This is a genomic window from Geothrix edaphica (genome assembly GCF_030268045.1).
Taxonomy (GTDB): domain Bacteria; phylum Acidobacteriota; class Holophagae; order Holophagales; family Holophagaceae; genus Geothrix; species Geothrix edaphica.
Genome location: NZ_BSDC01000002.1, coordinates 533,349 through 559,675, shown reverse-complemented (window position 1 = coordinate 559,675; position 26,327 = coordinate 533,349). Strand labels below are relative to the sequence as shown.

Annotated in this window: 23 protein-coding genes; 11 read left to right on the top strand and 12 right to left on the bottom strand. The window is 68.7% G+C overall.

Features of this window, described 5'->3' with window-relative positions; genetic code table 11:
* Nucleotides 1-65: 65 nt before the first annotated feature.
* Nucleotides 66-1,745, top strand: a complete 1,680-nt coding sequence (locus tag QSJ30_RS10365; protein ID WP_285608928.1) for a hypothetical protein — start codon at nucleotides 66-68, stop codon at nucleotides 1,743-1,745.
* Between the two features lie 3 nt (nucleotides 1,746-1,748).
* Here QSJ30_RS10365 and thiS read toward each other — a convergent pair whose 3' ends face one another.
* The 9 genes from thiS to rpmH all read right to left on the bottom strand — a co-directional run bounded on the left by thiS (nucleotide 1,749) and on the right by rpmH (nucleotide 8,861).
* The gene (thiS, locus tag QSJ30_RS10360; protein ID WP_285608927.1) at nucleotides 1,749-1,949 is read right to left on the bottom strand and encodes a sulfur carrier protein ThiS; all 201 of its coding nucleotides are present in this window, start codon (nucleotides 1,947-1,949) and stop codon (nucleotides 1,749-1,751) included.
* A complete protein-coding gene (locus tag QSJ30_RS10355; protein ID WP_285608926.1) occupies nucleotides 1,946-3,142 on the bottom strand; it encodes a trans-sulfuration enzyme family protein in 1,197 nt (398 codons plus the stop codon). The genes thiS and QSJ30_RS10355 overlap by 4 nt, the downstream gene beginning before the upstream one ends.
* A gap of 72 nt (nucleotides 3,143-3,214) precedes the next feature.
* Nucleotides 3,215-3,502 (bottom strand): hypothetical protein, encoded by a 288-nt coding sequence (locus QSJ30_RS10350; protein ID WP_285608925.1) that lies wholly within the window; start codon nucleotides 3,500-3,502, stop codon nucleotides 3,215-3,217.
* A 21-nt stretch (nucleotides 3,503-3,523) separates the two neighbouring features.
* Nucleotides 3,524-4,984: an Asp-tRNA(Asn)/Glu-tRNA(Gln) amidotransferase subunit GatB gene (gene gatB, locus QSJ30_RS10345; protein WP_285608924.1), complete on the bottom strand. Its 1,461-nt coding sequence runs from the start codon at nucleotides 4,982-4,984 to the stop codon at nucleotides 3,524-3,526.
* Nucleotides 4,985-5,017: 33 nt separating this feature from the next.
* Nucleotides 5,018-6,319, bottom strand: coding sequence for a tRNA modification GTPase (locus tag QSJ30_RS10340; protein ID WP_285608923.1), 1,302 nt, complete (start codon nucleotides 6,317-6,319; stop codon nucleotides 5,018-5,020).
* A gap of 9 nt (nucleotides 6,320-6,328) precedes the next feature.
* Nucleotides 6,329-6,793 carry a hypothetical protein gene (locus QSJ30_RS10335; RefSeq protein WP_285608922.1) on the bottom strand — a complete coding sequence of 155 codons (465 nt, stop codon included), beginning with the start codon at nucleotides 6,791-6,793 and terminating at the stop codon, nucleotides 6,329-6,331.
* A 10-nt stretch (nucleotides 6,794-6,803) separates the two neighbouring features.
* The gene (gene yidC, locus QSJ30_RS10330; RefSeq protein WP_285608921.1) at nucleotides 6,804-8,351 is read right to left on the bottom strand and encodes a membrane protein insertase YidC; all 1,548 of its coding nucleotides are present in this window, start codon (nucleotides 8,349-8,351) and stop codon (nucleotides 6,804-6,806) included.
* Entirely contained in the window at nucleotides 8,348-8,668 is a 321-nt protein-coding gene (locus QSJ30_RS10325) for a ribonuclease P protein component (protein ID WP_285608920.1), read from the bottom strand. Before QSJ30_RS10325 ends, yidC begins: the two co-directional genes overlap by 4 nt.
* Nucleotides 8,669-8,726: 58 nt before the next feature.
* A complete protein-coding gene (gene rpmH, locus QSJ30_RS10320) occupies nucleotides 8,727-8,861 on the bottom strand; it encodes a 50S ribosomal protein L34 (protein ID WP_026852422.1) in 135 nt (44 codons plus the stop codon).
* A gap of 141 nt (nucleotides 8,862-9,002) precedes the next feature.
* Here rpmH and dnaA point away from each other — a divergent pair, with 141 nt between their 5' ends.
* The 4 genes from dnaA to gyrA all read left to right on the top strand — a co-directional run bounded on the left by dnaA (nucleotide 9,003) and on the right by gyrA (nucleotide 17,106).
* Nucleotides 9,003-10,478, top strand: a complete 1,476-nt coding sequence (gene dnaA / locus QSJ30_RS10315; RefSeq protein WP_285608916.1) for a chromosomal replication initiator protein DnaA — start codon at nucleotides 9,003-9,005, stop codon at nucleotides 10,476-10,478.
* A 214-nt stretch (nucleotides 10,479-10,692) separates the two neighbouring features.
* Nucleotides 10,693-11,826, top strand: a complete 1,134-nt coding sequence (dnaN, locus tag QSJ30_RS10310; protein ID WP_285608914.1) for a DNA polymerase III subunit beta — start codon at nucleotides 10,693-10,695, stop codon at nucleotides 11,824-11,826.
* A gap of 54 nt (nucleotides 11,827-11,880) precedes the next feature.
* Nucleotides 11,881-14,445, top strand: a complete 2,565-nt coding sequence (gene gyrB / locus QSJ30_RS10305) for a DNA topoisomerase (ATP-hydrolyzing) subunit B (protein ID WP_285608913.1) — start codon at nucleotides 11,881-11,883, stop codon at nucleotides 14,443-14,445.
* A gap of 54 nt (nucleotides 14,446-14,499) precedes the next feature.
* The gene (gene gyrA, locus QSJ30_RS10300) at nucleotides 14,500-17,106 is read left to right on the top strand and encodes a DNA gyrase subunit A (RefSeq protein WP_285608911.1); all 2,607 of its coding nucleotides are present in this window, start codon (nucleotides 14,500-14,502) and stop codon (nucleotides 17,104-17,106) included.
* Nucleotides 17,107-17,164: 58 nt separating this feature from the next.
* Here the strand turns inward: gyrA and QSJ30_RS10295 are convergent, their stop codons facing one another.
* A complete protein-coding gene (locus QSJ30_RS10295) occupies nucleotides 17,165-17,593 on the bottom strand; it encodes a gamma-glutamylcyclotransferase family protein (RefSeq protein WP_285608910.1) in 429 nt (142 codons plus the stop codon).
* A 66-nt stretch (nucleotides 17,594-17,659) separates the two neighbouring features.
* On the bottom strand, nucleotides 17,660-18,898 hold the full coding sequence (locus QSJ30_RS10290; RefSeq protein WP_285608909.1) for a serine hydroxymethyltransferase: 1,239 nt from the start codon (nucleotides 18,896-18,898) through the stop codon (nucleotides 17,660-17,662).
* 118 nt (nucleotides 18,899-19,016) lie between these two features.
* On the opposite strand from QSJ30_RS10290, the gene purB reads away from it, so the two are divergent.
* The 5 genes from purB (at nucleotide 19,017) to QSJ30_RS10265 (ending at nucleotide 24,754) form a co-directional block, all read left to right on the top strand.
* Nucleotides 19,017-20,468: an adenylosuccinate lyase gene (purB, locus tag QSJ30_RS10285; protein WP_285608908.1), complete on the top strand. Its 1,452-nt coding sequence runs from the start codon at nucleotides 19,017-19,019 to the stop codon at nucleotides 20,466-20,468.
* A gap of 16 nt (nucleotides 20,469-20,484) precedes the next feature.
* A complete protein-coding gene (locus QSJ30_RS10280) occupies nucleotides 20,485-21,315 on the top strand; it encodes a hypothetical protein (RefSeq protein WP_285608907.1) in 831 nt (276 codons plus the stop codon).
* A 7-nt stretch (nucleotides 21,316-21,322) separates the two neighbouring features.
* Nucleotides 21,323-21,970 (top strand): 4Fe-4S dicluster domain-containing protein, encoded by a 648-nt coding sequence (locus QSJ30_RS10275; RefSeq protein ID WP_285608906.1) that lies wholly within the window; start codon nucleotides 21,323-21,325, stop codon nucleotides 21,968-21,970.
* A 150-nt stretch (nucleotides 21,971-22,120) separates the two neighbouring features.
* Nucleotides 22,121-23,155 (top strand): MBL fold metallo-hydrolase, encoded by a 1,035-nt coding sequence (locus QSJ30_RS10270; protein WP_285608905.1) that lies wholly within the window; start codon nucleotides 22,121-22,123, stop codon nucleotides 23,153-23,155.
* 504 nt (nucleotides 23,156-23,659) lie between these two features.
* A complete protein-coding gene (locus tag QSJ30_RS10265) occupies nucleotides 23,660-24,754 on the top strand; it encodes a S1C family serine protease (RefSeq protein ID WP_285608903.1) in 1,095 nt (364 codons plus the stop codon).
* A gap of 48 nt (nucleotides 24,755-24,802) precedes the next feature.
* On the opposite strand, the gene lipA is transcribed toward QSJ30_RS10265, so the two are convergent.
* Nucleotides 24,803-25,729, bottom strand: coding sequence for a lipoyl synthase (gene lipA, locus QSJ30_RS10260; protein ID WP_285608901.1), 927 nt, complete (start codon nucleotides 25,727-25,729; stop codon nucleotides 24,803-24,805).
* Between the two features lie 177 nt (nucleotides 25,730-25,906).
* Here lipA and QSJ30_RS10255 point away from each other — a divergent pair, with 177 nt between their 5' ends.
* Entirely contained in the window at nucleotides 25,907-26,317 is a 411-nt protein-coding gene (locus QSJ30_RS10255) for an EamA family transporter (RefSeq protein WP_285608899.1), read from the top strand.
* The last annotated feature ends 10 nt before the right edge of the window (nucleotides 26,318-26,327 follow it).

Here is a 26,327-nt window from a genome sequence, read left to right as displayed (position 1 = left end):
CTGGCCCCCACCCCTTCCTGGCACGACCCTTGAGTCATACTGGGATTCCCTCCCCTGGAGTTTCCATGCGCCTACCCATCTGGCGAGTCTCCACCGGCCTCCTCGGCCTCCTGCTCATGGCCGCTTGCGGCGGTGGGGGTAGCTCCGACGGCCCCAGCGCCGTCACGGTCACGGTCCAGGGGCAGTACGAGAAGCGGACCCTGTCCGCTTCGGGTGTCGGCACGACCACCACCCTCCCCACGCGCTACAGCTATGCCCAGGTGGTGAACAGCAGCTCGGGCCAGGTGGTGGCCTCCGGAACCCTCGATGGTGCCGGCACGGGCACGTTCACCGTGCCCAAGGGCATCACCTTCTACGTGGCCCTCTACGCCAGCATCGAGGTCCCGACCACTTCCGGCAGCGGCTTCTACTTCTACGGGGAAGTGAAGAAGGCCGTCCCGATGGCCACCTATGCCAGCGCTGAAGCCTTCAACCAGATCACCCCCTGGACGACGATCAGCGCCGACGTCTCCGCCAACACCAGTGGAACCCTCGCCCTGCGCGCCCTGGACGCCACCGGTGAAGGGGCCGCCTTCGCCATCGCCGACCAGATGGCCACCTTCGCCCTGGGCATGCGCGGCCTCGAGCCGACCCTCCAGCTCCCCGAGCTCTATGCCTTCTGGATGACGGGCACCACCGCCACCTCCTATCCCACCGCGGCCCTGGGCCCCGGCGGCACGACCATGCTCACGCAGAGCTCGGCCCTGGGCGGCCGGGCCATCTTCCAGCACAGTGTGCGGTACGCCGCTCCTGCCGCGGCAGATCGCGGGGCCGACGCCTACAACGACAGCGCCCTGCAGGAGGCCTTCGCCCGCCTGCTCTTCGCTGATGGCAGCCTGGCCTACGGCAACGGCACCTACGGCACCATCGTCCGGCGCGACAACGACAACGCGTTCGTCCTGCCCGCCGACCCGTCCGAGCCGGCCATCGCCTTCGTGAGCGGCTTCAGCAGCTTCCTGTCCAGCGCCTTCCGCAATGATCCGGCCTCCTACGACATCCCCGTGGGCGGTGGCCTCCCCACCGTCTTCCGCCTGGACCAGCACACGGGCTTCACTCCCACGGGCGGCGGCGAGTTCTACCCGGGCTCCGTGGCCCGCACCCTGTGGGGCATCTGGAAGAACCCGGCCATCTTCAACGGCACCCAGGCCGGTCTGCAGACGATGTGGAAGGCCACCAACCCCGCCTTCACCCCGAACGACTATGAATTCGGGAAGACCCCGCTGGCCTGCTATCCCACCTACCTCACGGGCCTCAAGCGCCTGGCTGGCCTCGCCGCCGCGACGCCCCTCGCCAACGAGCTGGCCCTGGAGAACGTGGGGAACGGGACGGACCCCACCTCCTCCATCTACCTGAACGGCCCGGCGCTGTGGACGGTGTCCCCGCTCCCCATCAGCGCTTCCGGCAGTTTCTCCACCAACGGACCCGCCCTGGGCTACTTCTATGACTGGGACACCGCGCAGGCCTTCCGCTTCGTCCAGGGCGCCGCGGGCCCCCGGACCCTGACCCTCACCACCCCGGGCAGCGGCCTCCTGATGGAGCTCTTCGACACCTTTGGCCTGCTGACCTGGGCCGAGGCCTCCAGCAGCGGCAATGGCGTCATCAACCGAACCAGCCTGCCCGCCGGGACCTATGTGGTGCGGGTGCGGGTGGATCCCCTCCGCACCTACGCGAGCGGCACCATCTCCTATGGCCTGACGGTGAACTGAGCCTCAGCCCCCGCCCACCAGCCGCACCACCTCGAGCCGGTCGCCCTCCTGAAGGGGGGTCGCCGGGTGGTCGGCCCGGCGGATGACCTCGCCGTTCAGCTCCACCGCACTGCCGAAGGCCGGGAGGTCCAGCCAGGCGGTCAGGTCGGCCAGGGTCGCCAGCTCCGGCGCCTCCCGGAGCTCGCCATTGAGGTGCAGCTTCACGGGGCCCCCTGGGCGGCCGCCTGGAAGCCCTGCTCCAGGTCCGCGACCAGGTCCGCCTGGTCCTCGATGCCCACGGAGAAGCGCAGCAGGCCATCGGTGATGCCCAGCCGGGCCTTCACCTCCGGGGCCGTCTTCAGGTGGCTCATGCTGGCGGGGTGCTGGATGAGGCTCTCCACCCCGCCCAGGCTCACGCCCCGGGTGATGACCTCCAGGGCCTCGCAGAAGCGGCGGCCGGCCTCCAGGCCCGCCCGCAGCTCGAAGCTGATCATGGCGCCGAAGCCCGTCTCCATCTGCCGGGCGGCGATCTCATGGCCCGGATGGGTGGGCAGGCCCGGGAAGTCCACCCGCGCCACGTGGGGCTGCCAGAGCAGCCACTGGGCCAGGGCCTGGGCGTTGTCCGAGGCGCGGCGCACGCGCAGGGCGAGGGTCTTGAGGCCCCGATGCAGCAGCCAGGCGGCCATGGGATCCAGGGTGGGACCCATGATCTTGGTCAGGTGCCAGCAGGCCACCACGTCTGCGTCCCGCCCGGCGATGACACCCGCCACCACGTCCGAGTGGCCCGCCAGGTACTTGGTGGCCGAGGCCACGCTGAGGTCGATGCCCAGGCGCAGGGGCTTGGTGTGGATGGGGCTGGGGAAGGTGTTGTCGGCCACGGTGCGGATGCCATGCTTGCGGCCCAGGGCCGCCACCCCGGCCAGGTCCGTGAGGGCCAGGGTGGGGTTGGAGGGCGTCTCCACCCAGATCATGCGGGTCTCCGGCCGGACCGCCGCCTCCCATTCATTCAGGTCCAGGGTGTTCTGCACCCAGGTGACCTGGAGGCCCCGCTCGGCCTCCCAGCGGCGGATGAGCTGCTCCGTGCCCAGGTAGATGGCGGCGGGGGCCACCAGGTGGTCGCCGTTCTTCAGGAAGGCTTCGAACACGAGGGCGAAGGCCGCCATACCCGAGGCGGTCACCAGGGCGCGCTCCGCGTCCTCCAGCTCGGCCAGCACGGCCTCGACCTCGCTGGTGTTGGGGTTGCCCCAGCGGGTGTAGAAGGCCGGCGGCTCGATGGCCGCAGCAAACTCGGCGCCCTCGCGGTTCTCCAGGAGCTGGAACACCGAGGTCTGGAAGATGGGCGTGGTCACGGCCCGGGTGGGGTTGAAGCGTCTCCCGGAATGGATGGCGGTGGTGGTGGGTCCCCAGGGCATGGGCATGTGGGCCTCAACAGGAGCGGTGGAGCACCGAGGCTCCCGCCTCCCAGCATAGGCGCGGAACCCGGGCCTGGCCTACCACTTCCAGAAGACGATGGCGAGCGCGACCACGGCGAAGGCGATGACGGCCACCAGCCGCCACACCGTGGGCCGGCCGTCCGGCTGGGCGACGGGCTCCCGGTCCTCCAGGGCCGCCCGGGTCAGCTCCTCCTCCGGGGCCGAGGCCGGGGGGCGGCAGTCGGAGCACCGGAAGGGCTCGCCTGGAACCTCCACGGCGTCCACGATCATCCGCCCGCAGCCCTGGCACACATGGCCCACGCCGGGGAGGTAGGCCGAGAGGGAGGGGGGGATCTCGTTGCTCATGGGCCCAGCATGCGTTGCGGATCAGCCCTTGGCCAGCCCCTCGGCCAACACTTCGTTCACCACCTTGGGGTCGAGCCGGCCGCCGCCGGCCTTCAGGACCTGGCCCACAAGGAAGCCCTGGAGGCCCGTTTTGCCGGACCGGAACTGGGCCACGGGGCCGGGGTTCGCCGCCAGCACCTGGGCCACCAGGGACTCGATGGCCGCCCGGTCGCTGACCTGCGCCAGGCCCCTGGCCGCGACGATGGCCCCGGCGCGGCCTTCGCCCGCCAGGAGGGCGGGGAAGACCTGGTCCTTGGCGGTGCCGAAGCTGATCTCCCGGGCCTCGACAAGCGCCACCAGCTCCCCGAGGACCGTGGGCGTCAAGGGCAGGGCCCCGATGGCCTCCCCCCGCTCGTTGAGGGTGCGGCTCACCTCGCCCAGCATCCAGATGGCGGCCGCTTTGCCGTTCCCGCAGGCCGCGGCCAGCGCCTCGAAGTACCCGGCAAAGGCGGGGTCCTGGAGCAGGGTGGCGGCCTCTTCTTCGCCGAGGCCGAAGGCCGTGCGCCAGCGGCGGCTCCGCGCCTCCGGCAGCTCCGGCAGGGCCGCGCGCACGGCGGCAATCTCGGTTTCGGTCACGGCCAGGGCCGGCAGGTCCGGCTCCGGGAAATAGCGGTAGTCCATGGCCGCTTCCTTGCTCCGCTGGGACCGGGTCTCGCCCTTCTCGGCATCCCAGCCCCGGGTCTCCTGGGCCACGGTGCCGCCCGCCTCCAGGAGGGCGGCCTGCCGCTCGATCTCGAAGGCCAGGGCCTGCTTCACGAAGCGGAAGGAGTTGAGGTTCTTCACCTCCACCCGGGTGCCGAAGGCCGTCTCCCCACTCCCCCTGAGGCTGACATTGGCGTCGCAGCGGAAGCCCCCCTCCTCCAGGTTGCCGTCCCCGATCCCCAGGAAGACCACCAGCCGATGCAGGGCCTTCAGGTAGTCCGAAGCTTCCTGTGGGCTTCTCAAGTCTGGCGTTCCCACCACTTCCAACAGCGGGACCCCGGCCCGGTTCAGGTCCACCAGGGTGGCGTCGGGCCGCTGGTCGTGGCTGCTCTTGCCGGCGTCCTCCTCCAGGTGGGCGCGCTCCAGGCCCACGCGCACGGGCCCGGCCATGCCGCGCACCACCGGATCGCCGGGGATCTCCAGGGTGCCGCCTTCCACCAGGGCCACAGGCCCCTGGGTGATCTGGTACCCCTTGGGCAGATCCGGGTAGAAGTACTGCTTCCGGTAGAAGGTGCTGTGCTCGCGGATCCGGGCCCCCACCGCCAGGCCCAGGGCGATGCCCAGGCGCACGGCCTCGCCGTTGAGGACGGGCAGGGCCCCGGGCAGGCCGAGGCAGACCGGACAGGTCTGGGTGTTCGGGGGGGCCCCGTAGGTGTTTCGGCAGGCGCAGAAGAGCTTGGACCGGGTCCGCAGCTGGACATGGACCTCGAGACCGATGATGGCTTCCAACCCAGGCTTCACGCACCCCCCTCCGGCCAGTCTACTTCGGCGGTCCTATTTCCCGAGACAGAAGCCGCTGAAGAGTTCGTCCAGGGTGCGCTCCGCCCGGTCCTCTCCGGTCAGCCGGGCCAGGAGGCCCCAGGCGCCCTGCAACAGGGAAGCCGGCAGCTCGGGCGGACCGCCCGGCGCCAGGTCGGCCAGGAGATCCAGCTGATGGGCCAGGTCCTCCAGGAGGGCCACCTGCCGGGCCGAGGCCAGGGCCCCCAGACAGGCATCCGGCGCCAGCCCCCCCAGGAGCCGCTCCCGGAGGGCGACCTCCAGGGCGTCCAGGTTCCCCCGGTGGGCGGCGATGGCCACGCCCGGGGCCTCGGCCAGATCCGCGAAGGTGCGGACGTCCAGCACCTTGCCGGGGAAGGGGGCCAGGGCCGCCCGGAGGACCGGGTCCGGGGCCGGATCCGGGGCCGGCCAGAGGTGGAGCACCAGGTCCGCGCCCTCCAGAACCGGGCGCACCCGGGCCACGCCGAGGCGTTCCACGGGATCTTCCGTGTCCCGCAGACCGGCGGTGTCGTACAGGCGGAGGGGCAGGCCCCGCCACTCGCAGCGGACCTCCAGCACGTCCCGGGTGGTGCCGGGGATGTCGGTGACGATGGCGCGGTCCTCCCCCGCGAGGACGTTGAAGAGGGTGCTCTTGCCCGAGTTGGGGCGGCCCACCAGGGCCAGCCGGAGGCCGTCCTGGAGGTGCCGGGCCGCCCGGGCTCGGGACTGTTCCACGTGGAACTGGCGTCGGACGGGGGCGAGATCACCATTCAAGGCCAAGAGATCCAGCAAGATGCCTTCTTCCTCCCCGTAGTCCACCGCCGCCTCGGCCCGGGCCACCCAGGGGGCCAGGGCCTGGCGGGCCTCCTGGAGCCAGGGTGGCAGGGCCCCGGCCCGGGCCTGGGCCAGCCGGAGCTGAGTGTCGGTTTCCGCGCCCACCAGGTCGCGCAGGGCCTCGGCCTCCAGCAGGCCCTGCTTGCCGTTCAGGAGGGCCCGGCGGGTGAACTCACCGGGCTCCGCCAGGCGGATGCCCAGGGAGCCCAGGCATTCCAGCAGGCGCCGCACCAGCAGCGGATTGCCGTGCACCTGGAGCTCGACCAGGTCCTCCCCGGTGTAACTGCTCGGGGCCGGGAAGAACAGCACCAGGGCCCGCTCCCGGAAGCCATCCCAGCGGAGCGTGCGGAGGGAGGCCGTCCGGGGCTCCGGCAGACTCAGCAGGGGCGCGAGGCGGGCCGCCAGGCCGGTTCCCGACACCCGCACCAGGGCCACCGCCGAGGGGACCGGCGGGGTGGCGGGCGCACAGATCGGTTCCGGGATCACCGGGCCAGTCTACTTCCGGAACACCCTGACCGGCTTGAAGGTGCCCACGCCTTCACTCTCGGTGCCCAGGCCCTCCTCGCGGCTCACCACCAGGTGCACCCAGCGGCGCTCGCGGGCGCTCAGGGCACCCAGGGTGTGGCTGCCCAGCTCCCGCGCCTTCTCGGCAGCGAAGCGGCCCATGGCCATGACCTCCTGCATGCGGAAGAGGCGGGCGCCCTTCACATCCAGGTAGGCCAGCTTGTGATCCTCGCGCTCGCCCTGGGCCTCGTGAACCAGGAACTGGAGGGCATCCAGGCCCGCGCCCCGGTCGGCGGCGAGCCAGCCCGCATCGGGGCCCGAGACCGACAGGCGGTTGGGGAAGGCCTCCTCGTCGCCCGAGGGCGCGGGCTTCGCCTCCACAGACAGGCCCAGGTGGGCCGTCCAGCGGGCGATGAGCTCGGGCACGGATTCCAGGCTGGCGCCGCTCTTCCGCATGGCGAAACTCCTACACCTTGATGGGCTGGGGCTGGTAGGACCGCATGATCCACCAGGTCTGGGCGAGGCCGATCATGTTGAACACGAAGTAGTAGATCGTAAGCCCGGCGGGGCTCTGCGCGAAGAAGAAGGTCATCATGGCGGGCATGAGGACCAGCATCATCTTGCGCTGGGCGGGATCCCCCACGGCGGGCGTCATGGCCTGCTGGGCGAACATGGACGCGCCCATGAGCACCGGGAAGATGTAATAGGGATCCTTGGCGGACAGGTCGACGATCCAGCCGAAGAAGGGCGCGTGGCGCAGCTCGAAGACGGCGTTCAGCATGGACCAGAGGGCCAGGAAGATGGGCATCTGGAGCAGCATGGGCAGGCAGCCGCCCATGGGGTTGTGGCCGTTCTTCTTGTAGAGCTCCATGAGCTCCTTCTGCATCTCGGCCTTCTTGGTCATGTCGCCGCCGAACTTCTCGTACTTGGCCTGGAGGGCCTTCTGGTGCGGCTCGAAGTCCTTCATGCGGAGCATGGAGATGGTCTGCTTGGTGTTCAGGTGCCAGGTGGCCAGGCGGATGATCACCGTGAAGAGCACGATGGCCCAGCCCCAGTTGCCCACCACGCGGTAGACCATGCGGAGCACCCAGAAGAGCAGCTGGGCCACGGCGCCGAAGAAGCCGTAGTCGATGACCCGCGTGAAGGGCTTCTCGAAGGCCAGCAGCGGCTCCGCCTGCTTGGGGCCCAGGTAGAGCGCGGCGTCCAGGCGGCCGCCCTCGGGCAGCAGCTGGTAGCCCGAGGTATCGCGACCCGCGGGGCGGGGGAGCTTCCAGAGGGCGGCGAAGTAGTGGTTGCGCTGGCTCTTGGCGTCCTTCTCCACGCCCGCGTCCAGGCCCAGGCGGGCGGCGGAGGGCGGAAGCTCCTTGCGCTTGGCGCCCAGGAAGCTGAAGAAGGGGTCATGCAGCATCTCGGCCCAGGTCACGGCCTCGACGGACTTCTCGGAGAGGGTGAAGACGCGGCCCAGGTGCTTCACGGGCTCGTCGCTGGTGGGGTTGGCGACCAGCTGGAGGGCGGCGTTCCGGGGGGAGAGCCCCTCCACGCGGAGCTCGAAGCCCTTCGGGGGCACGTGGTAGGTCAGGCGATCTCCGGCGGCGTTCTCGAAGATGACGCTGGTGCCCGCCGCCTCCTTCTCTTCGCGCACGGTCTCGAAGCCCGCGCCCTGGAAGGCGCCCAGGCCCGCGAAGGTGTCCGGGAAGAACGGGGTGCCGTCCTGGAGCCAGGTGGCCTGCTTCAGCGCGCCCGTGGCCACCTGCCAGGTCAGGCGGAAGTCCGCCGTGGCCAGGGTATGGGTGGCGGTCGGATCCGCAGCCTTGGTCCCGGGCTGGACCGCGCCCTGGGCGGCGGGGGTCGGGGTGGGAGCCTGAGGCTTGGCGGCCTCGGTGGGGGCCGGCTGCGGCTGCGTTTGCGCCTGGGCGGCCGGAACCGGCTTGGCATAGCGCGAGCTGAGCCAGAACTGGCCGGCGAGCAGGATCACGCTGCCGATGACGAAGTAGACGACATTGCGGTTTTTCATGGCGTGTCCGTGGGGGGGAGACGGCGCAGGGCCAGCCCGAGCTGATCCTCGATGTCCCGGAAGGTGAGCCGGTCAAGGGGGGGGGCGCTCCGGGCGGGGCGCACCCAGACGACCCAGGGCTGGCCGGCGAGGCGCCCGGAAAGCGATAGGAAGGCCATGCGGACCTGGCGGCGGAAGCGGTTGCGGCGCACGGCCGGGCCGGTCTTCCGGGGGGAGGTCACGAGCAGCAGGGGCCCGGAACCGGTGGCCTGCCGCCAGATGCGGATGTCCAGATACGCATCTCGCCCCAGCAGCGGCCGGGGCGGGGGCACGGGCACCGCGTGGTCCCTGTGGCGGACCGTGCGAAAGCGGCCCTTAAAGATCACGGGACGGGCGTCAGACCGCCAGGACGTGGCGGCCCTTCGCGCGGCGGCGCTTGAGCACCAGACGGCCGTTCTTGGTCTTCATCCGGCTCAGGAAGCCGTGGGTCTTCGCGCGGCGGCGATTGTTGGGCTGAAAGGTGCGCTTCATGGTTCCACCTCGGGGGTCCCCTCCCGGGGAGGAGGACGAACCTTCGAGGGTATCAGCGGAGGGCGCGCCGCTCAAGGGCATTTCCATCCTCCCATCCACCGCCCGGGGTGCTAGATTTGGGGTCCTCCCCGCGAGTCTTCCGTGGCCGAGGGCGTGCGAAGCCCGCCCCCGAAGCTGCGCGCCTGCGCGCCGTCCCGCCACGCCTGCCGCTCCACCACCGCACCCGGTGAACCCATGCGCTCCGCCGATCCCACCGCCCTCTGGGACACCATCCGACTTGGATTGTCCAAACAGCTCCCTGAAGCCAGCTTCAAGGAGTGGATCGCCCCCTGCGCGCCCGTGAAGGTCGAGGATGGAACCCTGTGGATCCAGGTTCCCAGCGCCGCCGCCAAGCTCTGGATCGAGCAGCAGCTCCCCGAGGAGTTCAACGATGCCCTGGCCCAGGGCGGGCTCGCGGATCTCCAGCTGGTGTTCCAGGTCTCGGGCGTGTCCCCCGCCGAGCCGAAGGCCGCGCCGCGGAAGGGCGAGTCCGGCAGCCACCCCGCGCTGGAGGCGCCCACCGCGTCGTCCTTCCCCTACCTCTTCAATCGCTACACCCTCGATCGCTTCGTCGTGGGCCCCGGCAGCCAGCTGGCCTTTGCCGCGGCCAAGGCCGTGGTGGACAGCTACGGCAAGGCCGCCACGCCGCTGAGCATGAATCCGCTGTTCATCTACGGCGGCGCGGGCCTGGGCAAGACCCACCTCATGGTGGGCATCGGCAAGGGCCTGCTGGCGCGCAACCCCAGGCTCCGCGTGGCGTACCTCAAGGTGGACAACTTCTTCAACGAGCTCACCGTGGCCATCAAGGCCAAGAACACCGAGCCCATGCGCAAGAAGTACCAGCAGAACGACGTGCTGCTGCTCGACGATGTGCAGACCCTCGGGAAGATGGAGCGGACCCAGGAGGAGATCTTCTACATCCTGGAATACCTGCTTCAGCACGGAAAGCAGATCGTCCTCACCTCAGACAAGCCCCCGCAGCGCCTGGAGGGCTGCCACGAGCGGCTCATCACCCGCTTCAAGTGGGGCCTCACGGCGGACATCCAGCCCCCGGACTTCGAGACCCGGATCGCCATCCTGAAGAAGAAGCTCGAGGACGCGGACTTCAAGAACGTGCCGCCCATCCCCGACGACGTGCTCACCTTCATCGCCCACAAGGCCAAGGGCAGCGTGCGCGACCTGGAGGGCTTCCTCACCCGCGTCATCTTCCAGGCCAGCCTCATCGGCATCCCGCCCACCCTGGAGGTGGCCCATGCGGCCTTCCAAGGCCAGAGCGGCGAAGAGCCCACGGCCGCCATCCCGCCGGAGCGGATCTACCGCATGACGGCGGAGACCTTCAACCTCCCCTTCGCCGACCTCATGAAGAAACGCTCGCGGCAGCAGGCCGTCCTCCTGCCCCGCCAGGTGGCCATGTACCTGGCCCGGGAGATCGCCTCGGCGCCCTTCACGGACATCGGCCGCTCGTTCTCGATGCACCACTCCACCGTCATGAACGCCATCGACTCCGTGCGGGAGCGCATGAAGCGCGATCCCGAATTCCACAGGATGGTCCAGGCTCTCCTCAACAGCATTCATTGATTAAGCTTGGGTTGTCTTGTTTTCCACATCGAGGGATCCGGCGCAATCCACAAGGCCCCCTCCGCAGCTTCCGGGAACCCGCCAGACCGCCCGATTCCGCACCTCCACAGGGCCTCTCCACAGCCTGTCCCATGCAGGGAAACTCCGGTAGAATAGGGCTTTGAGACGTCATTCCACAGGTTGTCCTGGGCTTCAGCATCATCAAGGGTGATTCATGAGTCTTCAGTTACAGGTTTCCAAGGATCGTCTGGATCGCACCCTGGGGATCCTGAAGCACGCCTTGGACCGCCGGGTCACGCTGCCCATCCTCCAGCACATCCTCGTGGACGTGCGGCCCAAGGAGGTTGTGCTGAAGGCCACGGACATGGAGCTGGCCTTCGAGGCCACCGTGCCTGGCGAGGGCCAGGGCGAGTGGACCATGGCCGTGCCCGGCAAGAAGTTCATCGAGACCGTCCGCGTGTTCCCCGAGGGGATCCTGAGCCTGGAGTGCCCCGATGCCGGCGGTCGCCTGTGGCTGCGGGCCAAGGGCATGAACTCCGAGCACAACATCCAGCCCGGCGAAGGCTTCCCGGAGCTGCCCGGGCCAGGCAAGCAGCTTCCCGTCGTGAAGATCCCCGTGCTGCGCTTCAAGCGCGCCATCCAGCTGGGCTCCATCGCCGTCAGCAAGGACGCCACCAAGCCCACGCTATCCGCCGTGCTGGTGCACCTCTCCAAGCACCACGTGCGCGTGGTCTCCACGGACGGCTTCCGGCTCGCCGTGGCCGAGGTCCCCTGCGACACGAAGCTGAAGGACGAGGTCCGGCTCATCGTCCCCAAGCGGGCCCTGGACCTCATTCCCACCCTGCTGGGTGACGAGGGCGAGGTGGAGCTCTGCTGGGACGGGACCACGCTATTCCTGGACCAGCCGGGGCTCAAGTTCAGCACCCGCCTCGTCACGGGCAACTATCCCGCCTATGAGAAGGTGCTGCCCGCCGAGCTGCCCAAGCGCGTGATCATGGACCGCGAGGTCTTCCTCCGCACCCTGCGCTTCGTGGGCCTGAAAAAGGACGACTACAACAAGAACGTGCGCCTGTTCTACGAATTCCCCAACCTCCGCACGGTCTTCCAGCACCCCGACGAGGGCGTGAACCAGGCCACGCTGCCCTTCACGGGCGAGGAACAGCCCTTCGAGCTGGCCTTCAACATCGACTACCTCACAGAGCTGCTGGAGCGGCTCCCGGGCGACGAGGTGGTCTACCAGTTCAAGGACGAGGTGGGCCAGGGGGTGTTCATGTCCCCCAGCCTCGAGGACTTCAGCTTCCGCTACGTCCTCATGCCTGTTCGCTTCGCCACCAGCGCCACCGCCTGAGCGGCGCCCGCAGCACCGTACCGCACACCACCGAACCCAACCAAGTGAGTCTTGATGTCTGAAGAAGTCTCCCGCGCCCGTGTCCACACTCCCCTGGAAACCGACAGCTACACCGCCGACAACATCACGGTCCTGAGAGACCTCGAGGCCGTCCGGAAGCGGCCCGGCATGTACATCGGCGATACCGATGACGGCAGCGGCCTGCACCACATGGTCTACGAGGTGGTGGACAACGCCATCGACGAAGCCCTCGCGGGCTTCTGCACCCGTGTGGACGTCATCCTCCACAACGACGGCAGCTGCAGCGTGGAGGACAATGGCCGCGGCATCCCCGTGGACATCCACAAGGAGGAGGGCCGCAGCGCCGCGGAAGTGATCATGACGGTGCTCCATGCCGGCGGGAAATTCGACAACACCAGCACCGAGGGCAAGAACGCCTACAAGGTGTCGGGCGGTCTCCACGGGGTGGGCGTGTCCTGCGTGAACGCCCTGTCCTCCAAGCTCTTCCTCACCATCTGGAAGGAGGGCCAGGAATACGCCATGACCTTCTCCCAGGGCAAGGCCGACGCCCCCCTGAAGCCCGTCGGGCCCACGGCGCGGCGCGGCACCCGCGTGCGATTCCAGCCCGATCCCGAGGTCTTCAACAACGTCCTGGACTTCAGCTTCGAGACCCTCAGCCAGCGCCTGCGGGAGCTCAGCTACCTGAACCAGGGCGTCCACATCCGCATCACGGACGAGCGCACCGGCGACACCCACGACTTCATGAACGCCGGCGGCATCAGCGCCTTCGTGGAGCACTTGAACCGCAACAAGCCGGTCCTCCACAAGCCCCCGATCTACATCAAGGACGAGAAGCAGGACACCACCGTCGAGGTGGCCCTCCAGTGGAACGACTCCTACCAGGAGACCCTCTACTGCTTCACGAACAACATCCGCAACCGGGATGGCGGCGCGCATCTGGAGGGCTTCCGGGCCGCCATGACCCGCGTCATCAACAGCTATGCCGAGAAGAACAACCTGCTGAAGAGCGCCAAGGTGAGCCTCTCGGGCGAGGACGTTCGGGAGGGCCTGACGGCGGTTCTTAGCGCCAAGGTCCCTGATCCCAAGTTTTCCAGTCAAACCAAGGACCGCCTCGTCTCCAGCGAGGTGAAGGGCATCGTCCAGACCATCGTCTACGAGAAGCTCTCCGCGTTCTTCGAGGAGAACCCCCGGGAGGCCAAGGCCATCCTGGAGAAGGCCATCGAGGCCGCCCGGGCCCGCGAGGCGGCCCGCAAGGCCCGCGAGCTGACCCGCCGCAAGGGGGCCCTGGACGGAGGCGGCCTGCCGGGCAAGCTGGCGGACTGCCAGGAGAAGGATCCGGCCCTCAGCGAGATCTTCCTGGTGGAGGGCGACTCCGCCGGCGGCAGCGCCAAGCAGGGTCGCCACCGGGCCACCCAGGCCATCCTGCCCCTCAAGGGCAAGGTGCTGAACGTGGAGAAGGCCCGCTTCGACAAGATCCTCGGCCACAACGAGCTGCGCGTGCTCATCCAGGCGCTGGGCACGGGCATCGGCAAGGAGGAGTTCAAGGTCGAGAACCTCCGCTACCACAAGATCGTGCTGATGACCGACGCCGACGTGGACGGCTCCCACATCCGCACCCTCCTCCTCACGTTCTTCTACCGGCAGATGCCCGAACTCGTGGCGCGGGGCCACCTCTACATCGCCCAGCCCCCGCTCTACAAGGTGAAGAAGGGCAAGACGGAAAAGTACCTCAAGGACGAAAGGGCCCTGGAGGAGTTCCTCTTCCAGAAGGCCCTGGACGGCTGGACCCTCAGCCTGCCCGATGGCACCGAGCACAAGGGCGCCACCCTGGTGCGCGAGATGAAGAAGTGGGGCGAGGTGCAGCAGCTCTTCGGCAAGCTGGATCGCCGGGGCTATGCCCGGCCCCTGGTGCGCGCCCTCCTGGCCGATGGCCTCCTGGACGCCGATCGGTTCCAGAGCCGCGAGGGCCTGGAGGAGCTGGCGGCCGCCATCACCCGCGAGAAGCTCGGTACCTGTGAGATCGAGACCGTCGAGGCCATGGAACTGCCCGGGGAAGGGGAGGGGGCCGCTCCCGTACTGGTGCCCGCCGCCCACCGCCTGAAGCTGGTGCGGATGCACCTGAGCCGCCCCATCACCCTCTGGATCGACAGCCAGGTGGCCCACTGGGGCGAGTTCCGCCGCCTGGCCACCCTCCAGGTCGAACTTGCAGGCTTCCGTGGGGGCGAGCTGCGACTCCGCCGCCTCAAGGACGTCAAGGACGCCCCCAAGGACAAGGAGGCCGAGGACGAGGCCGAAGAGGGCGCGCCCAAGCTCAACAAGGAGCACGTGTTCACCGACCCGGAAGAGATGCTGGCCATGGTCCTGGAGGAAGGCAAGCGGGGCCTGGGCATCCAGCGCTACAAGGGCCTGGGTGAGATGAACCCCGAGCAGCTCTGGGAGACCACCATGGACCCCGAGCGCCGCACCCTGCTGCAGGTCCGGGTGGACGACGCCGTGGAGGCCGACGAGATCTTCACCGTCCTCATGGGCGATGCCGTGGAACCCCGTCGCCGCTTCATCGAGACCAACGCCCTCCTCGCGGAGAACATCGACATCTAAGTTCTGTTTTTGCAGGATGTCGAGCAGAGTTCCACGTAGAACACCGGGAAACCCATGAGCCTGAACCGTATCGAACCCCTGGAAATCGAAAAGGAAATGCGGAAGTCCTACCTGGACTACGCCATGAGCGTCATCGTGGGCCGGGCCCTGCCCGACGTGCGCGACGGCCTCAAGCCGGTGCATCGCCGGGTGCTGTATGCCATGAAGGAGGCCGGGAACGAGTGGAACCGGGCCTACAAGAAGTCCGCCCGCACCGTGGGTGACGTGATGGGTAAGTACCATCCCCACGGCGACTCGGCCATCTACGACACCTTGGTTCGCATGGCCCAGCCCTTCTCCATGCGGCACGTGCTGGTGGATGGGCAGGGCAACTTCGGCTCCATCGACGGCGATTCCGCCGCGGCCATGCGCTACACCGAGGCCCGCCTGTCCCGGGTCGCCAACGAGATGATGGCCGATATCGACCAGGACACGGTGGATTTCGGACCCAACTACGACGGCAGCATGCAGGAGCCCCTCGTCCTGCCCGCCCGGTTCCCCAACCTTTTGGTGAATGGCTCCCAGGGCATCGCCGTGGGCATGGCCACCAGCATCCCGCCCCACAACCTGCGGGAGTGCTGCCGGGCCCTGATCGACCTCATCGACCACCCGACCATCGCCATGGAAGCCCTGATGGCCCACATCAAGGGCCCCGACTTCCCGGGCGGCGGCATCATGCTGGGCACCGAGGGGGTCGTGGACGCGTACCGGACGGGCCGTGGCCGCTGTGTGGTGCGGGCCAAGTCCCACGTGGAGCAGATCCGGCGGGCGGGCGACCGCGAGCAGCTGGTCTTCACGGAGCTGCCCTACCAGGTGAACAAGTCCACCCTCATCGAGAAGATCGCCGAGCTGGTCCGCGACAAGAAGATCGATGGCATCAGCGACCTGCGGGACGAGAGCGACCGCGAGGGCATCCGCCTGGTGGTGGAGCTGAAGAAGAACGAGCCCAGCGACATCGTGCTCAACCAGCTCTACCAGCAGACCCAGCTCCAGAACAGCTTCCCCATCACCATGCTGGCCATCGTGAACGGCCAGCCCCGCGTCTGCACCCTCCGCGAGATCCTGCAGGAGTTCATCGGCTTCCGCCGCGAGGTGGTGACCCGCCGCACCCTGTTCCAGTTGCGGAAGGCCGAGGAGAGGCACCACGTCCTCATGGGCCTCAAGATCGCCCTGGACCACCTGGACGCGGTCATCAAGCTCATCCGGGCCGCCAAGAGCCCCGAGGAGGCCAAGGCCGGCCTCATGGCCGGGGCCTTCGCCACCGCCGCAGCCATCAAGAAGGACCCCGGCCTCTGCCTGTCCGCCGTGCAGGCCCAGGCCATCCTGGACATGCGGCTTCAGCGCCTCACGGGGCTGGAGCGGGAGAAGATCCTCGACGAGCTGGCCGAGCTCGAGAAGGTCATCGCCAAGCTCAAGGCCATCCTGGCCGACGAGAAGCTGCTCCTGAAAGTCATCAAGGAGGAGCTGCAGCAGGTGGCCGAGCAGTTCGGCAACGACCGCCGCACGGAAATCGTGGGCTACTCCGGCGAGATCCGCATGGAGGATGTGGTGCCGGACGACCCCATGGTCGTCACCATGTCCAAGGCGGGCTACATCAAGCGCACCGACCTCAATGCCTACCGCCGCCAGCGCCGGGGCGGCAAGGGCAAGGTGGGCATGAAGACCAAGGACGAGGATTTCGTCGAGCAGCTCTTCATGACCAAGGCCCACGACACCCTCATGGCCTTCACGGACAAGGGCATCGTCTACGCACTCAAGGTCTACGACCTGCCCGAGGCGGCCGCCTCCACCCGGGGCAAGCACATCCGCAACCTGATCTCCCTGAAGGACGGGGAGAACGTGGTGACCCTGATGGCCCTCCGGGACTTCCCCGAAGGCGAGAACCTGGTCTTCGCCACCAGCGACGGCACCGTGAAGAAGTCCAGCCTGGCCGCCTACGCCAACATCCGGGCCAACGGCCTCATCGCCCTCAACATCGACGATGGCAACAGCCTGGTGGCTGTGCGGCGGTCCACGGGCACCCAGCAGATCGTCCTGGCCACGGCCCAGGGCAAGGCCATCCGCTTCCCCGAGGAGGATGTCCGGGCCACGGGCCGCGCCACCACGGGCGTCCGGGGCATGAAGCTGGCCAAGGGCGACCACATCGTGGACATGGAAGTGGCCGACCCCCTGCCGGACCTGCCGGAAGGCGTGGAGCCCGACGAGAGCACCGAGGACCACGGCATGCTGCTCACGGTCTGCGAGAAGGGCTATGGCAAGCGCAGCCTCCTCCAGGACTACCGGCTCCAGGGCCGGGGCGGCACGGGCGTCATCAACATCCGCGCCGGGGTCCGCAACGGCCAGGTGGTGGGCTTCAAGCTCGTCAAGCCCGGGGAAGGGTGCCTGCTCATCAGCCAGGAGGGCATGGTCATCCGCTTCCTCATCGACGAGGTCCGCAAGACCGGCCGCAACGCCCAGGGCGTCGGCCTCCTCAAGCTGGCCAGCGCCGAGGACCGTGTGGTGGGCCTCGCCAAGATCGACGCCAGCGCCATGGCCCTGGATGAGGAAGACGAACTCCTTGAGGGCGAGGTGGCCCACCCGGGTCCCGACGAGGGCGGCGAGCAGCCGAAGTTGGGGTTGTAGCTCCACCGAGGATCTCGGCATATGCAGAACAGCGCGGGCTTGCCCGCGCTGTTCTGTGTCAGAGGTAGGCCGCCCAGTCGCCGTCGGGCAGCTCCACGGCCTCCCGCTCCAGCCTGGGCAGGCGTTCCACATGGAACACATGGACCCAGGCGCGGTAGCGGTGGCCACTTTCAAGGAGCACGGGGAGGATCTCCCGGCTGAAGAGGCCCTCCTCCACGCCCAGCAGGGCGTCCAGGTCGGCCATGGCCGAGTCGAGGTCGGCCTCGTCGTCATAGCCCACGAAGTCGCCCCGGACCCAACCCCTTCCCGGGGGCGGATCCGGGGGCTCGGGTCCCGGCACCAGGGCGGGGTAGCCGGCCGGCAGGTGGAAGAGCCGCCCCGCCACCCAGGCCCGGGTCAGCCCCTCCGGATGGGTCCGCATCAGCCAGGCGTGGCTCGACCCGCCCTCCCGCAAGGACCCATACACGAACAGCCCGTCAGCGACCACATCCCCCCCTTGAAAAACATACCGCCAAAACGCAGGGCGTTTTGGCGGTAGCCGAGACAGGAGGGACTATTCGGGGATGGGGAACTGATCCGTGAGGTGGAAGACCTCCTGCCGGATGCGGGCGAAGGTGCTCTCATCGCCCCGGTGCCGCAAGGTGACATCGAAGAAGCGGGCGATCTGATCCATCTCCTCCTCCTTCATGCCGCGGGTCGTGAGGGCAGGGCTGCCCAGGCGGACGCCCGAGGGCTTGAGGGGCGGGTTGGGGTCGAAGGGGATGCCGTTCTTGTTGGTGGTCATGCCGGCCCGGTGCAGGCAGGCCTCTGCCTCGTGGCCCAGGAGGTCGTGGTCGCGCAGGTCCACCAGGAACAGGTGGTTGTCCGTGCCGCCACTGACGATGCGCCAGCCACGCTCCTGGAGTCCCTTGGCCAGGGCATGGGCGTTGCGGATCACCTGCCCGCTGTAGGCCTTGAACTCGGGCTGCATGATCTCGTGGTACGCCACGGCCTTGGCGGCGATGACATGCATGAGGGGCCCGCCCTGGACACCCGGGAAGACGGCGCGATCGATGTCCTTGGCATACTGGGACTTGCAGAGAATCATGCCGCCCCGGGGTCCGCGCATCGTCTTGTGCGTGGTCGTGGTGACATAATCCGCGTGGGGCACGGGGCTGGGGTGGTGGCCCGTGGCGACCAGGCCGGCGATGTGGGCCATGTCCACCATGAGCAGGGCGCCCACCTCGTCGCAGATCTCACGGAAGAGGGGGAAGTTCCAGGTGCGGCTGTAGGCCGAGGCTCCCACCACGATCATCTTCGGCTGGTGCTGCCGGGCCAGGTCCCGGACCTCGTCCATGTCCACCCGCTCGTCCTCCTTGCGGACGTGGTAGGGCACGAACTTGTAGAGGATGCCGGAGCTGTTCAGGGGATGGCCGTGGGTGAGGTGGCCGCCGTGGGCCAGGTCCAGGCCCATGACCGTGTCACCGGGCTTGAGGGCCGCAAGGTAGACCGCCATGTTGGCCTGGGCGCCGCTGTGGGGCTGCACGTTGGCATGCTCGGCGCCGAAGATCTGCTTGGCGCGGTCCCGGGCGAGGTTCTCGACGATGTCCACCTGGCTGCAGCCGCCGTAGTAGCGCTTGCCCGGGTAGCCTTCCGCGTACTTGTTGGTGAAGTGGGAGCCCATGCTCTGCATGACGGCCCGGGAGGCGTAGTTCTCCGACGCGATGAGTTCCAGGTGGTGCCGCTGGCGCTGCACCTCCAGCTCCAGGGCCTGGAACACAGCGGGATCGGAAGAGCGGATCACTTCGTACATGGCGGAGGCTCCAGGGTGATGCCCCTATCCTAGCCGCGGTCCGCGGGCGGCATGGAGCCCTCTTCGTGAGCCGGATCACAGGTCGGAGCCTGTGAGACACTGGTGGGCCGGAGTTCCCATGCCCTTCCTTCCGCCCCACGACGGTCCCGAGCTGGAGCGTTTCGAGCATCCCCTGGCCAGCCGCTACGCGAGCCGGTCCATGGTGCGCCTGCTGTCGCCGCTCTACCGCCAGCGGGTCTGGCGCCGGCTCTGGGTCGCCCTGGCGGAGGCCGAATCCGAGCTAGGCCTGCCGGTGACGAAGGCCCAGCTCGCGGAGCTGAAGGCCACCCAGGACCAGGTGGACCTGGACGCCATCGCGAAGCATGAGTCCGCCCTGCGCCATGACGTCATGGCCGCCATCCACGCCTGGGGCGAGCAGGCGCCGGTTGCCCGGCCCATCATCCACCTGGGCGCCACCAGCTGCTTCGTCACGGACAACGGGGACCTGCTCATCGCCCAGGAGGCCCTCCTCCTGCTCCGCCGCCGCCTCCAGGATGTGATCGCAGCGCTGGCCGCCTTTGCCGCGCAGTGGCAGGATCAGGCGACCCTGGGCTTCACCCACTTCCAGCCCGCCCAGCCCACCACCGTGGGCAAGCGCGCCACCCTGTGGATCCAGGATCTGCTGCTGGACCTGGAGGACCTGGACCATCTCATCCGTACCACCCCGGTGCGCGGCGTGAAGGGCACCACAGGCACCCAGGCCAGTTTCCTGGAGTTGTTCGAGGGGGATGGGGACAAGGTGGAGGAGCTGGAGCAGCGCTTCTGCGCCAAGGTGGGCTTCCCGGCCATCCCCGTCAGCGGCCAGACGGCCACCCGCAAGCTTGAGGACCGCATCGGCCAGGTGCTCTGCGGCATCGCAGCCTCGGCGTCCAAGTTCGCCTGCGACCTGCGCCTCCTCCAGCACCTGAAGGAAGTCGAAGAGCCCTTCGAGTCGAAGCAGATCGGCTCCAGCGCCATGCCCTACAAGCGCAACCCCATGCGCTCGGAGCGCATCAACAGCCTCGCCCGCTTCGTGCTGGGGCTCATGCCCTCCAGCTACCAGACCAGCGCCAGCCAGTGGATGGAGCGCACCCTGGACGACAGCGCCCACCGGCGCCTCACCATCAGCCAGGGCCTGCTGGCCGCGGACGCCATCCTGGTGCTCTTCCGCAACGTGGCCTCCGGGCTCGTGGTCTACCCGAAGATGATCGAGGCGCGCCTCGCTCAGGAGCTGCCCTTCATGGCCGCCGAGGTCCTGCTCATGGAGGCTGTGAAGCGGGGGGGCGATCGCCAGGATCTTCACGAGCGCTTCCGGGTCGCGGCCCTGGAGGCGGGTCGCCGCATCAAGGCCGAGGGCCGGCCCAACGAGCTGCTGCAACTCCTGGCCGCTGATCCCGCCTGGGCCATGACGGAACAGGAGCTGACGGCCCTGCTGGATGCGAGCCGCTTCACCGGCCGTGCCGGGGACCAGGTGCGTCGCTTCCTGGCGGGCCCCGTGGCCGCCGCCCTGAACGACCATGCCCCGGCCGACGAGGCCGCCGTCCGCGTTTGACATCGAAAGGTTCGACATGCTGAAGCTCGCCGTCATCGGCGCCCAGACCCTGCTGGGTCGCGAACTCGTGGGGGCCCTGGAGGCCCGGGACGCCTCCGTGCTGCCCCTGTCCATCGGCGCCCTCACCGTGGAGGAGGAGGTGGGGGACCTGGTGGTCTTCGCGCCGAGCCGCCTCCTGCTGGAGGGGCTGGACGCGGTGATCCTGGCGGACACACCCGACCCGGACCTGCTGGAGGGGTTCCCCGGCCGCATCCTGGACCTCCGCTCCGAGCCCGAGGCCAGGATCGATCCCATGCCCCTGGTCGGCCCCTGGCCCCAGGGCGCCAAGTCGCTGCGGGGTCGCCCGGCCCTGGAGCAGGTGCTGGCCCTCCTGCCCTCCCTGGTCGAGGGACTGGGCGAGGTGGGCGGGACCCACCTGCGCTCCGTGGCCTGGATGGGCGACCGGGGGCTGGACGGCCTCGTGGAGCAGACCCTGGCGGTCCTCAACGGCGAAGATCCCGACCTGGCCAAGCTGGGCTATCGCCAGGCCTTCGAAGTGGTGCCCGTGGCGCCCGTCGCGGGCAAGGGCCGCCTCATGGAGATCCGGGTGCCCTCCTTTCACGGTGATCTGCTGATCCTCCAGGTTCGCGCCGCGGAGGGGAAGGCCCTGGCCAAAAAGGCCGCCCCGGCCGGCGTGGCCTGGGTGGCCGCCCCGCCCAGCTCCCGCGACGTGGCGGTGAGCGCGGACCTGCTGGCCCACCTGGACCTCGCCAGCGACGGGAAGGCCGCGGTCCTCACCCTGGGCTTCGACCCCGTGTTGTGGGGCACCCTGCGGCCCACCATGCGGGTGCTGGGATTGATGGATTGAAGCAGCCGTGGCCAAGAAGCTCGAGGAACCCCAGGAACGCGGCGACTTCTTCAAGTCCCTGGGGACCCTCTTCGCCGGCTTCGTGGCGAACCGCGTGGAGGAGGCGGTGACGAGCCTGGGGCCGAAGCTGTTGCGGCCCCCCGGGGCCCTGGACGAGCTGGAGTTCCTCACCAAGTGCACCCGCTGCGACAAGTGCATGCGGGCCTGCCCGGAAAACGCCATCCTCAAGGCCGGGCCCAGCGCCGGCCTGGGCCTGAAGACCCCCTACCTGGACCCGAGGAGCATCCCCTGCTTCCTCTGCACCACGCTGCCCTGCATTGCCGAGTGCGACGACGAGGCCCTCGTGTGGCCCCGACTCGTCCGGGCCGATGGCACCGTGCTCGAAGGGCCGAAGGCCGTGCGCATGGGCACCGCCCGCGTGAAGCCCAGCCTATGCGCCACCTGGGGCGACCTGGACCGGGAACCCCGGGCCTGCCGCGTCTGCGTGGACCGCTGTCCCTATCCCGAAGAAGCCATCCGGATCGCCGAGCCCCGGGAGGGCGAGGCCGTGGGCCATCCCGTGGTGGAGGCGGACGTCTGCACGGGCTGTGGGCTGTGCGTCTTCGCCTGTCCCGCCGAGCCGGCGGCCATCGTCGTGGAGCCGCGGCGGGGCTGAGGGCCGCCGGGATCTGCGAGGGTGGGCCCCACCAGAAGGTGGACTCCCTTCGCGGTTGCGGCCTGGTCCGCCGGGCACCACACTGCCCCATGCCGGCAAGACGGGCGGCATGGCACCTTGAACCGCACTGGTCCACCCCGGGGAGCCCCGATGACCAAGCACCGCGCGTCCGCCATCGGTGTCTTTCTTATGGCCCAGGTGTTTGCGGCCCTTGCCCCGAGTCTCGCCGCTCGTGCGGCCGGGGTCCCACCGGCGCAGACCGGCCCTCCGGCACCCCCAGTGGCGCCCCAGCCCGAAAGCCTCAAGGTCGTCCTGCTCGGCACGGGCGTGGGACCGGTGGTCAACCTGGAGCAGTACGGCGCCAGCATCCTCGTCGAGGCGGGCGGACAGCGCCTCCTCTTCGACTGCGGTCGGGGGGCGACCCTCCGGCTGGCGCAGGCCGGCATTCCGATCGGCTCGATCTCACGGGTATTCCTCACGCACCTGCATTCGGACCACGTGATCCAGCTCCCCGACCTCTTGCTGGTCGGCTGGGCAGCCGGGCGGCGCGCCGTGCCGCTCACGGTGTGGGGGCCGACGGGTACCCGCGACATGATGAACCACCTGCAGCAGGCCTTCGCCTTCGACATCCACGTGCGGCGTGATGTCGATGAGCATTTCCCTGCGGCCGGCATCACGGTGGTGAGCCACGACATCACGGAGGAAGGCGTCGTTTTCAAGGAGAACGGGCTGACGGTGGCGGCTTTTCTCGTCGACCACGGTGTGGTGGGGCCGGCGTTCGGCTACCGCGTCGATTACGGCGGCCATTCGGTCGTGCTCTCTGGCGATACGCGTGTCTCGGAGAACCTCATTCGCCACGCGCGGGGTGTCGACGTACTGATCCACGAGGCCATCGATCCCGAGATGCTCCGCACCCGGCCGGACCGTCCAAGCCCGGCCATCGTCGACGCGATCATCGCGCACCACACGACGCCCGAGCAGGCGGGCACGGTATTCCGCCGTGTGGCGCCCCGCCTGGCGGTCTATTCCCACGCGCCCAATACGGCGCGGGTCCTGGCACAAACCCGGACGACCTACACGGGACCCCTGCAGGGCGCGGAAGACCTGCTGACCATCCACATTGGGAACGAGGTTCGAGTGGAGCACCACCCGCTCCAGGCATCCATGGCCTTGAAGGCTCGCTAACGACCCCCACCGCCTCAGGCAATGCTGATGCCCTCCGTGCCCGAAACCTCGTGGGCATTGAAGCTGGAGCGCACAAGGGGACCAGCGAACAGGGTTTTGACGTCGAAGCCTTGGTCTTGCGATTCGGCTCCGAGAAGGGCTCGAGGGACATGTGGCAGGTCGCGGGCGACGGGTTGCGTGTCTAGTGCGCGGAGACCAACATCCGCCGCGGACCTGATGAATCCGCGATCTAGGGCCCGGCATCAGATAACCTTTAGATCAGAAACCCTGGGGTGCACGCAGCCTCGTATTCCGGGTCTGTCTTCGCGAGGAGTTTTCGTGCACACGTCGCTGTCTTGTCTTCTTGGGTTGGGAATGGCCGTGGCGCTCTGGGCCGATTCGCCCAGCGCCTCCAGCCCGGCTGCCACGTCGCCCGCACAAGCCTCCGCGCTCGCACCGAGCCCCAAGCCCACTCCCCACACAATGGTTTTCAAGCGGTTCGTCGCGAGCCTGAAGACCGGGGATGTGATCGGACAGCAGACCCGCAGCCTGTGGTGCAGTAATCCGACCGACATCGTCTGGAACGAGAACCTCCAGAAGGTGGTGGGGGGCAAGCTCTATGCTCGGATCAAGAAGGAGCTCGCGACCCAACACATCCCCGAACCGAAGGCCAGTGACTCCGTGTTCGAGTCCACCAGCAAGCCCGAGGAAGCCGAGCTCGAACTGGGGGTCCTGCTCAAGAAAATGACCCTGAACCTGTGCACGACCGTGGAATCAAAAGGGGACGTATCCCTGGAGGCCAAGTGGGCCCTGCTCAATCCGAAGACCCAGAAGGTCGTGGGCGAGTTCACCTCCACGGGCTCGTTCGTGATGCCCACCCGGGACATGCATTGGGCGAAGATCGTGGATGCCGGGATTGATTCGCTGGTGTCCAACCTCTTCCTCCAGCCCTCCTTCAAGGAGGCCCTTGTCGCCCCCCTGCCTTCCGGCCCGGCGCAGGCTGAAGCCGCCTTCACCTTCCCCGCGGTCCAGGCCCTCGCCGGCGGTACCGTGAAGAACAGCGCGCTGATCCAGGCGGCCGTGGTGACCGTGGAGACCGGCTCCAGAACCGGGACGGGGTTTTATATCAGCAGGGATGGTCACCTCCTCACGGCGAATCACGTGTTGGGCAACTCCAAGCTGGTGAAGATCAAGACGGCGACCGGCCGGGTGCTGCCGGGTGAAGTGCTGAGCTGCGATCCCAAGCGGGACGTCGCCCTTGTCAAGACCGCAGCCATCCCGTTTGATCCCCTGCCCATCCGCGCCGGCGACCCCGGGACCGGCGAGGAAGTGTTTGCCATCGGTTCCCCCCTGGGTGACACATTCAATGGGTCCGTCACCCGCGGCGTGGTGAGCGGCTTCCGGGACGCTCCGGGCGGTCGTTTCCTTCAGAGCGATGTGTCCATCCTCCCCGGCAACAGCGGCGGCCCCCTGGTGGACGCGGCCGGATACGTGGTGGGCATCGCGGATCTGGCCACAGGCCTCAAGGGGGGCAACATGAACTTCTTCATCCCCGCGGCCGAGGCCCTCACCAAGCTGTCCATCCACCTGGCTCCGAGCGGGTCGGCTCAAACCAGATAATTTTTATTACTCAAACAACCAGTCCCGTGGTTTCGGCGTGGGTGTCCCTCAGGCGATGCTGATGCCTTCCAGGCCCGAAACCTCGTGGGCGTTGAAGCTGGAGCGCACCAGCGGGCCCGCGTAGACGGTCTGGAAGCCGAAGGCCTTGGCCTTGGCGCCCAGCTCCGCGAACGCCTCGGGGGGCACGTAGCGCTTCACGGGCAGCTGGTGGCGGGTGGGGCGCAGGTACTGGCCCAGGGTGAGGATGTCCACGCCATGCGCGGCCAGGGCCTCGAAGGTGGTCATGAGCTCGGCCTCGGTTTCGCCGAGCCCGAGCATGAGGCCGCTCTTGGTGCGGAACCCGGACCCATACAGGGCCGTCCCCAGCGCCTTCGCATGCGCCAGCACCCGAAGGCTCCGCTCAAACCTGCCCGCGGGCCGCACCTCGGGGTAGAGGCTGGGCACGGTCTCCGTGTTGTGGTTGAAGACGGTGGGGCCCGCGGCCACCACCCGGGCCACGGCGTCCAGGTCGCCCAGGAAGTCCGGCACCAGCACCTCCACGCCCACGCCGGGGTTGCGGCGGCGGATGGCCAGGACGGTCTCGGCGAAGTGGGCGGCGCCGCCGTCCGGCAGGTCGTCGCGGTTCACCGAGGTGAGCACGGCGAAGCGGAGGTTCAGGGCCGCCACGCGCTCGGCGGTCTCCTGGGGCTCGTGGGGGTCCAGGAGGCGGGGCTTGCCGCTCTGGATGCTGCAGAAGCCGCAGGCCCGGGTGCAGACCTCGCCCATGAGCAGGAAGGTGGCCGTGCCGTGGGTGAAGCAGTGGGTCCGATTGGGGCAGCGGGCCTCCTCACAGACCGTGTGGAGGTGCGAGTCCCGCAGGTCCTTCTTCATGCCGTGCAGGTCGCCGAGTTTCACCCGCTCCTTGGTGATCCACTCGGGCAGGCGGGGGTGGCCGTCGAGGACTTCGCGGCCCACACGCTTGGAGAAACGGGCCATCGGGCCTCCTGATCTTCCAGTTTCCCGTAACCCCGGGGAATGGCCAAGCCATCCTCCCGGGCGGTGGGAGAGTCGCCTCCACCCAATGGAGGGCGAAAATGCGTGTGGCCTCCGTCAACCCTTGTCCCCACAGCCTGCGGCAACCGCCATAATGGGTTCCCTTGGAGTGTGATGGGTATGGCGTGGTTTGGCTGGGCACTGGCATCGATGGTCCTCATGGGCCTGGGCAACCTGGGCATGAAGGCCGCGGGGCAGCGGGGGCTCAGCCCGGCGGCCGTCCTCCTCTGGGTGGTGATCGGGGAGCTGCCCCTGGCCGTGGCCTATTGGCTGTGGCGGGGCCGCCCCGGCGGGTCCGCCGGGGCCGTGGCCTGGGGTCTGGTGGCCGGCGCCTGCACCGCCACGGCCCTGATCCTGGTGAACGAGAGCTTCACCCGGGGAGCCAAGACCGCCGTGGCCATCGGGGTCATGAACGCCAACTTCGTCCTGGTCGCCCTGCTGGCCTTTCTTCTTTTCCGCGAGCAGCTCCAGCCCTCCAAGCTGGTGGGGCTTGCCGCGACCCTATCCGGCCTCTGGCTGATGGCCCGCTGAACCTGGAGCC